Source organism: Streptomyces sp. NPDC059740 (assembly GCF_042733155.1).
Taxonomy (GTDB): Bacteria; Actinomycetota; Actinomycetes; order Streptomycetales; family Streptomycetaceae; genus Streptomyces.
In genome coordinates this window covers 4,125-10,301 of the sequence record NZ_JBHWGP010000076.1, presented here as the reverse complement: position 1 = coordinate 10,301, position 6,177 = coordinate 4,125, and the positions used below count along the sequence as shown (strand labels likewise).

6 protein-coding genes are annotated in these 6,177 nt (G+C 73.8%); 3 read left to right on the top strand and 3 right to left on the bottom strand.

Annotation, left to right across the window (positions count from 1 at the left end):
• Positions 1-44 precede the first annotated feature (44 nt).
• The 3 genes from ACFV3R_RS34125 to ACFV3R_RS34115 all read right to left on the bottom strand — a co-directional run bounded on the left by ACFV3R_RS34125 (position 45) and on the right by ACFV3R_RS34115 (position 2,842).
• Positions 45-605 carry a TetR/AcrR family transcriptional regulator gene (locus ACFV3R_RS34125; RefSeq protein WP_385591326.1) on the bottom strand — a complete coding sequence of 187 codons (561 nt, stop codon included), beginning with the start codon at positions 603-605 and terminating at the stop codon, positions 45-47.
• A 154-nt stretch (positions 606-759) separates the two neighbouring features.
• Entirely contained in the window at positions 760-2,223 is a 1,464-nt protein-coding gene (locus ACFV3R_RS34120; RefSeq protein WP_385591323.1) for an MDR family MFS transporter, read from the bottom strand.
• A 148-nt stretch (positions 2,224-2,371) separates the two neighbouring features.
• Positions 2,372-2,842 (bottom strand): nuclear transport factor 2 family protein, encoded by a 471-nt coding sequence (locus tag ACFV3R_RS34115; RefSeq protein ID WP_385591319.1) that lies wholly within the window; start codon positions 2,840-2,842, stop codon positions 2,372-2,374.
• Between the two features lie 272 nt (positions 2,843-3,114).
• Here ACFV3R_RS34115 and ACFV3R_RS34110 point away from each other — a divergent pair, with 272 nt between their 5' ends.
• From ACFV3R_RS34110 to ACFV3R_RS34100, 3 genes are all read left to right on the top strand, one after another.
• Positions 3,115-4,665, top strand: a complete 1,551-nt coding sequence (locus tag ACFV3R_RS34110; RefSeq protein WP_385591316.1) for an FAD-dependent oxidoreductase — start codon at positions 3,115-3,117, stop codon at positions 4,663-4,665.
• A gap of 64 nt (positions 4,666-4,729) precedes the next feature.
• Positions 4,730-5,293, top strand: a complete 564-nt coding sequence (locus ACFV3R_RS34105) for a nuclear transport factor 2 family protein (RefSeq protein ID WP_385591313.1) — start codon at positions 4,730-4,732, stop codon at positions 5,291-5,293.
• A 519-nt stretch (positions 5,294-5,812) separates the two neighbouring features.
• The gene (locus tag ACFV3R_RS34100; protein ID WP_385591311.1) at positions 5,813-6,043 is read left to right on the top strand and encodes a hypothetical protein; all 231 of its coding nucleotides are present in this window, start codon (positions 5,813-5,815) and stop codon (positions 6,041-6,043) included.
• Positions 6,044-6,177 lie beyond the last annotated feature (134 nt).

Sequence of the window (6,177 nt, the reverse complement as noted above, 5' to 3'; positions counted from 1 at the left end):
GCGCCGGAGGAAGCGGACGCTTCCTCCGGCGCACCCCGCCGTGGTCAGTGCGCTGCCGGGGGCGTCCGCAGCCCGTCGCAGGCGACCGCCATCACCCGGGCGGTCAGTTGCTCCGCGTCGTCCCCCTGCTGGGTGGCGAGGAAGACGGCTCGCAGCAGGGCCATCACCTCGGCGATGCCCACGTCCCGGCGCACCGCTTCGGCCCGCTGCGCCCGGGTCAGCAACTCGTCGATCGACTCCCACAGTTCGCGGTTCACCTCGGACAGGTTCGCGGTCACGTCGATCCCGGCCCCCGCCATGGCGTCGATCAGGTCCTTCTTGGCGGCGCTCGCCTGCGTCATCTCGGCGACGAACCCGAAGAACGCCGGCCCCGGCTCGGCCGCGTCCGCCAGCTCGCGGGCCCGGTCCACCAGGCTCTGCACCCGGTGCAGGATGACCGCGTCGAACAGTGCTTCCTTGGTGGGGAAGTGGCGGTACACCGTGCCGGCGCCCACCCCGGCGCGTCGGGCGATCTCGTCCAGCGGGACCAGCAGGCCGTCGACGGCGAAGGCCTCCTGGGCCACCTCCAGCACGCGGGCCCGGTTGCGCCGGGCATCGGCTCTCATCGGGGGTGTCGACTGCGCGTTCACTCCGGCACTCCTCACATCTCGGCTGGGTCGGGTGGGCTTCTCGCGATGATCGCTGCAGCTCGGACGGCAGGTCACAGGCTAGTACACGGTGTTCCGCCACCCGTTCGACGGTGCGGTCGGGCGGGGCCGGTCACCGTGCGGCGGGCGCCTCGGCGGGCGAGGACGGGTTCGAGGGGCCGGCGTCGGCCGCCTCCCGCGCCCGCCCCGGCAGCAGGACGGCCGGCAGCAGGGCCACCGCTGTCAGGCCCAGCAGCCAGGCGAAGGAGTGGTCGTAGGCCGTCGCCCGCGCCGCCGCTCCCGTCACCGCCCGGGCGGTGAGCTCGTGTTGCAGGATGAGCGCGGCCACCGCCACCCCGAACGACCCGCCGACCTGCATCAGGATGCGGGTGGCGCTGCTGGCGTGCGGTACCTGCTCCGGGCGCAGGCCACGGTAGGCCGCGACCATGACCGCGATGTTCACCCCGGACAGCCCGACACCGCGTACCAGGAGCCCGGCGCCCTGCACCACCACGTCACCGTGCACGCCGGCCCAGAGGTAGGGCACACTGCCGAGCACGGCGCACACGGCGCCGGCCACCACCACCGGTCGCGGACCGAGCCGGTCGGACAGCCGGCCCACCCAGTTCCGGGCGATCAGGCTGCCGACGCCCTGCGGTGCCAGCATCAGACCGGCCACCAACGCACTCTGTCCGCGGACCTGCTGGTAGAAGAGCGGGAGCAGCAGCGCCACCCCGTACAGCGAGAGGCCGCTGAGGAAGAGCAGGCCGCAGGAGAGGGCGAAGGGGCGGTCGGTGAAGAGCCGGACGTCGACCATCGGCCGGCCGCTGGTGCGCAGGGCGTGGACCACGAAGCCGGCGAGCAGCAGCAGGCCGGCCACCAGCGGCAGCAGGACCGCCGGCTGGGTGACCGTGCCGTGCGCGGCCACTTGTGACAGGGCGTAGAGGATCGCGGCCAGGCCGGGGGTGATCAGCGCCAGCCCGAGGACGTCCAGGGGCTGCCGGTTCCGCGCCCCGCCGGCCGGCAGTCCGCGCCAGGCCAGGTAGAACGCGACCACGCTGAAGGGGACGTTGAGGAAGAAGACCCAGCGCCAGCTGGCGTTGCTGACGATCAGGCCGCCCACCACCGGTCCGAGGATCGGGATGATCACCGCCGGCAGCCCGATGGCGGCCATCACCCGGCCCAGACGCTTCGGCCCCGCGGCCTGGACCAGCAGCGTCTGCTGCACCGGGAGCATCAGGCCGCCCCCCAGGCCCTGGAGCACCCGGAAGACGATCAGGCTCCCGATGTCCCAGGCGACGCCCGCCAGCACCGAACCCACCAGGAACAGCGCGACCCCCAGCAACCACACCTGTCTGGCGCCGAAACGCCCGATCGCCCATGCGGTCAGAGGAATCGCCATGGCCAGCGCGAGCAGGAAGCCGGTACTCACCCACTGGACCGTGGAGACCGTGGTGTGCAGGTCGTGGATGAGGCGGTCGACCGCGACGTTGACGATGGTGGTGTCGAGCAGCACCGCCACGAGACCGACCAGGAGGATGCCGATCAGTTTGCGGACGGCCGGTTCCAGCCGGTCGGGTGCGCTGGTCTCGGACATGGTCACAACTCCTGAGTTAGGCGTTCTTGGCCCGGCGTGCCGTCGACCGGGTCCACCGGTCGGCACGCCGGTGCCGGAAACAGCAGCCGGCGCCGGCGGTGCACCGCCCGCGGGCGGTACACCGTCGACGCCGGCCGCAGGAGAACCGCTACGCGCCCTCGTTCTCGAGGTCGGCCGTGAGGGCCTCCACCAGCTTGGGGAGCATGCCGAGGGCCTTCGCGGCGACGATCGGGTCGGAGTGGTCCTTCGAGTGCACGATGCGTCCGTCGCGCACGGTCATCACGTTGATGTAGGAGAGGACGAACTGCTTGCCGGTCGCCACGTCCTTGCCGTGCACGTCGTACTCGACGACGACGACCTCGGGGTTGCGGGTCTCGTGGATCACCACCGAGTCGACCTTGGTGTACTCACGGGCTCCGGCGCCGGCCTCGTAGCGGGCCCGCAGCTGCTCCGAGGTGGTCTCGGTGCGGCGCGGGAACCCCGGCGGGGCGAACGGCATCTCGATCACGACCGGGTCGCCGTACAGGTCGGCGAGGTGCTTCCCGGCCGGGTCCAGCGCCGCGTCCAGGAACCGCTCGACCACCTCGCGCGCGGTCGGGGTGTGCTTCTGCTCCGTCATGACTGGCTCCAGTTCAACGATCGACAGACGGGACCGGGCGCCGCGTATCGGAGAGTGCGCCCCGCTTCGACGATACGGGGCGCACTCTCCGGATGTCAACGACCCGCCGCGCGGGCGTCGTTCGTCCCGCACGGCCGCCCGGCGACGCCCTCCGTGCCGGGGCCGCGGCACGCTTAAGCACCGGTTAAGCAGGGCTCCTTAAGGTCCGTCCCGCCCGACACCATCCGGCTCCCCCGGCTCGCCGGGGAGGCGCGTAGCCGTTGTGAGGAAGCATGTCGTTCGATCGGAGAGCGTTCCTGCGCTACGGCGGTGGCGCGGTGGCCGCGGGTGTGCTGACCGGTGGCTGGTCGGCCCCCTCGTCCGCCCTGCCGGCCGGCACCACCATCCCCTGGGACCGGCTGCGCACCCTGCTCCAGGGGACCCTCGTGCTGCCCTCCGACGCCGCCTACCCGGTGGCCAAGGAGCTGTTCTTCAGCCAGTACGACACCGTCAGCCCCGCCGCGGTCGCGTACTGCACCAGCGAGCAGGACGTCCAGCAGTGCCTGAGGTTCGCGCAGGACCACGGTGTCGCGCTGGTGCCGCGCAGCGGCGGCCACAGCCACGCCGGCTACTCGACCGGTCCGGGCCTGGTCCTGGACCTGTCCGCACTGAACTCCCTCACCGTCAACCCGGCCGCGGGCAGCGCCGACACGCCCACGGTGACCGTGGGGCCGGGAGTCCAGCAGATCGACAGTCTGACGGCCCTGGCGCCGGCCGGACTGGCTCTGGTCGGCGGTTCCTGCCCGACCGTGGGTGCCGCAGGCTTCCTGCAGGGCGGCGGCTACGGCCTCCTGTCGCCCAGCGCCGGTATGGGCTGCGACCACCTGCTGTCGGCCCGTGTCGTGCTCGCCGACGGCTCCGTGGTGACCGCGTCGGCAAAGGAGCACCCCGACCTCTTCTGGGCCCTTCGCGGCGGCGGCGGCGGGAACTTCGGCGTCGTGACGAGCTTCGAGGTCAGTCCGCTGGGCATCACCAGCCTCGTCAACTACAGCCTCACCTGGGGCTGGGACGTCGCGGCCCAGGTGCTCGGCGCCTGGCAGGAGTGGGTTGCCCGCGGCCCCCGTGAACTCGGCACCACGCTGACCGTAGCGCTGACCGACGCCGCGCCGGGCACCGCCGCGGTGCTGAACGTCTCCGGAGCGTGGCGCGGGAGCGTCTCCTCGCTCAACCAGTGCCTGGACGACCTGACCGCCCTGGTGGGCAGCGCCCCCGACACCCGGCAGGCCGACCAACTCTCCTACCGGGACGCGATGATGGCGCACTACGGCTGCGCCGATGACACCGCGGCACAGTGCCACCGGGTCGGCGTCACGGCGGACGGGCTGCTCCCTCGCGGTACCTTCCTGACCCAGCGCAACCGGATGTTCCGCACCCCGCTGCCCGGGAGCGGGGTGTCCGGGCTGCTGGCCGCGTTCGACGCGGACCGCCGGGCCGGCCACACCCGGCTGCTCAGCGCCGCCGGGCTCGGCGGCGCGATCAACGACGTGGCCCGCGACGCGACCGCCTACGTGCACCGGGACACCGTCTTCCAGCTGATCGGCATCGACACCGTGGGGACCGCCGACCCGGCCGCCGCCGAGCAGGCCGCCGCCCAGAGCTGGGTGACCGGTGTGTTCGAGGCCATGGACCCCTACTCCAACGGGGAGTCGTACCAGAACATGCCCGACCCCGCCCTCACCGACTGGCGCCGGTCCTACTACGCCGAGAACCACCCCCGGCTGGCCGCCACCAAGGCGCTCTACGACCCGCACCGGTTCTTCACGTTCCCGCAGGCGATCGGCTGATCTCCCGCCCCGGACACGTCGCCGTCATCCGACGGCCCCGACCAGAAACGAGACAAGGACAGTCATGACGCTCGACCGAAGATCGATACTCCGCTACGCCGGCGGTGCCGCCGTGGTCGCCACCGCCGCCGCCACCGGGCAGTCCGGTACGTCCTACGCCGCCGCCTCCCGGCCCCGCACGTCCGCCGAGACCGATCCGGTCGAGGTCTTCCAGCGGTTCATCACCGCGACCGAGAACAACGACTGGACCGGCCTGGCCAACTGCTACTCGGTGGACACCGTGGTCGAGATCCCGTTCGCCCCGCCGGGCGTGGACCCGGTCACCAACGGTCGCGCGGCACTGCTGGCCCGCTTCGAGCAGTCCGCCGGCGTCGTCCAGTTCACCTCGGTGGACCCGGTCTCGATCCGCCGCACCGACGACCCGACGGTGATCTGCACCGAGTACACGGTCAACGGCACGGTGGTGAAGACCGGTAAGGCTTTCTCGTTCCAGTACGCCACGGTGACCACGATCAAGGACGGCGAGATCACGCACTCGCGTGACTACAGCAACCCGCTGGCCGGTGCCGAGGCGATGGACCAGCTGCCCGCGCTGTTCTCCGCGCTGACCGGGGGGACCTGCACCTGACCGGGACCGGCCCGGGTCCTGACAGCCCGTAGGGACCCGGGCGCCCGCGAGGCGGGGGGCGGCGGGGGGGGGGGGGGGGGTGCGGCCCCCGCGGGGGGGCGGGGGGGGGGGGGCCGGGCCGGGGGGCCCCGGGGCGGGCCCGGGCTCCGGCCCCCCCGGGCGGCCCCGGGCCCCCGCGGGGCGCCCCCGGGGGGGGGGGGGGGGGGGGGGCCCGCGGCGGGGCCCCCCCCGGTTCGCGTCTCCCGGGACCGTGACGCCCGGGACGTGCGCGTCGGCACCGCCGCCCTCGCGTTCCGCCCGTCCGCGGGCCCGGGGCGGTGCGGTGCGAGCAGGGGGCCCGCCGGCCTCGTCCCGGCCGGGCGGGGACGGGCCCGGCGCACACCGACCACCTCCCGACCGCCGGGGACACGCGAGTCGTTGACAACCGGAGAGCGTGCTCCATATCCTTGGGACCATGCGGGGCGCATCCTCCGTTTAGTGCCGCGGAACCGGCACCGTCCTCGTCCCCGGGAGCCGCTCATGTCCGAAGCCCCCGCCACCGCGGTGCACGAGGTGGCCGCCGCCGAGTACGACCCGCACGGCACGGCCGTCGCCACGGGCCGCTCCTTCGCGCCCTCCCACCTCGACACCGGCCGTGACCGGCCGGCGGAACGCAGCCGCGGCCACCTCGGCCCGCCGGTGGCGACCTGGCCGGTGGGCTCCCCGCCCCGGCTGCCGGTCCCACCCGGCGAGGACGCGCGTCCTGTCTGAGCAACCTGCTGTGGCCGGCCGCCTCCGGGCGCCCGCCCACTCCCCGAACCGTGGGGGGCTGGGGCCCCCCGCCCCCCGCCGCCGCCCCCCCGCCCCCGCCACAGCCACCAGCGCCGGGGGGGGCGGGGGGGCGC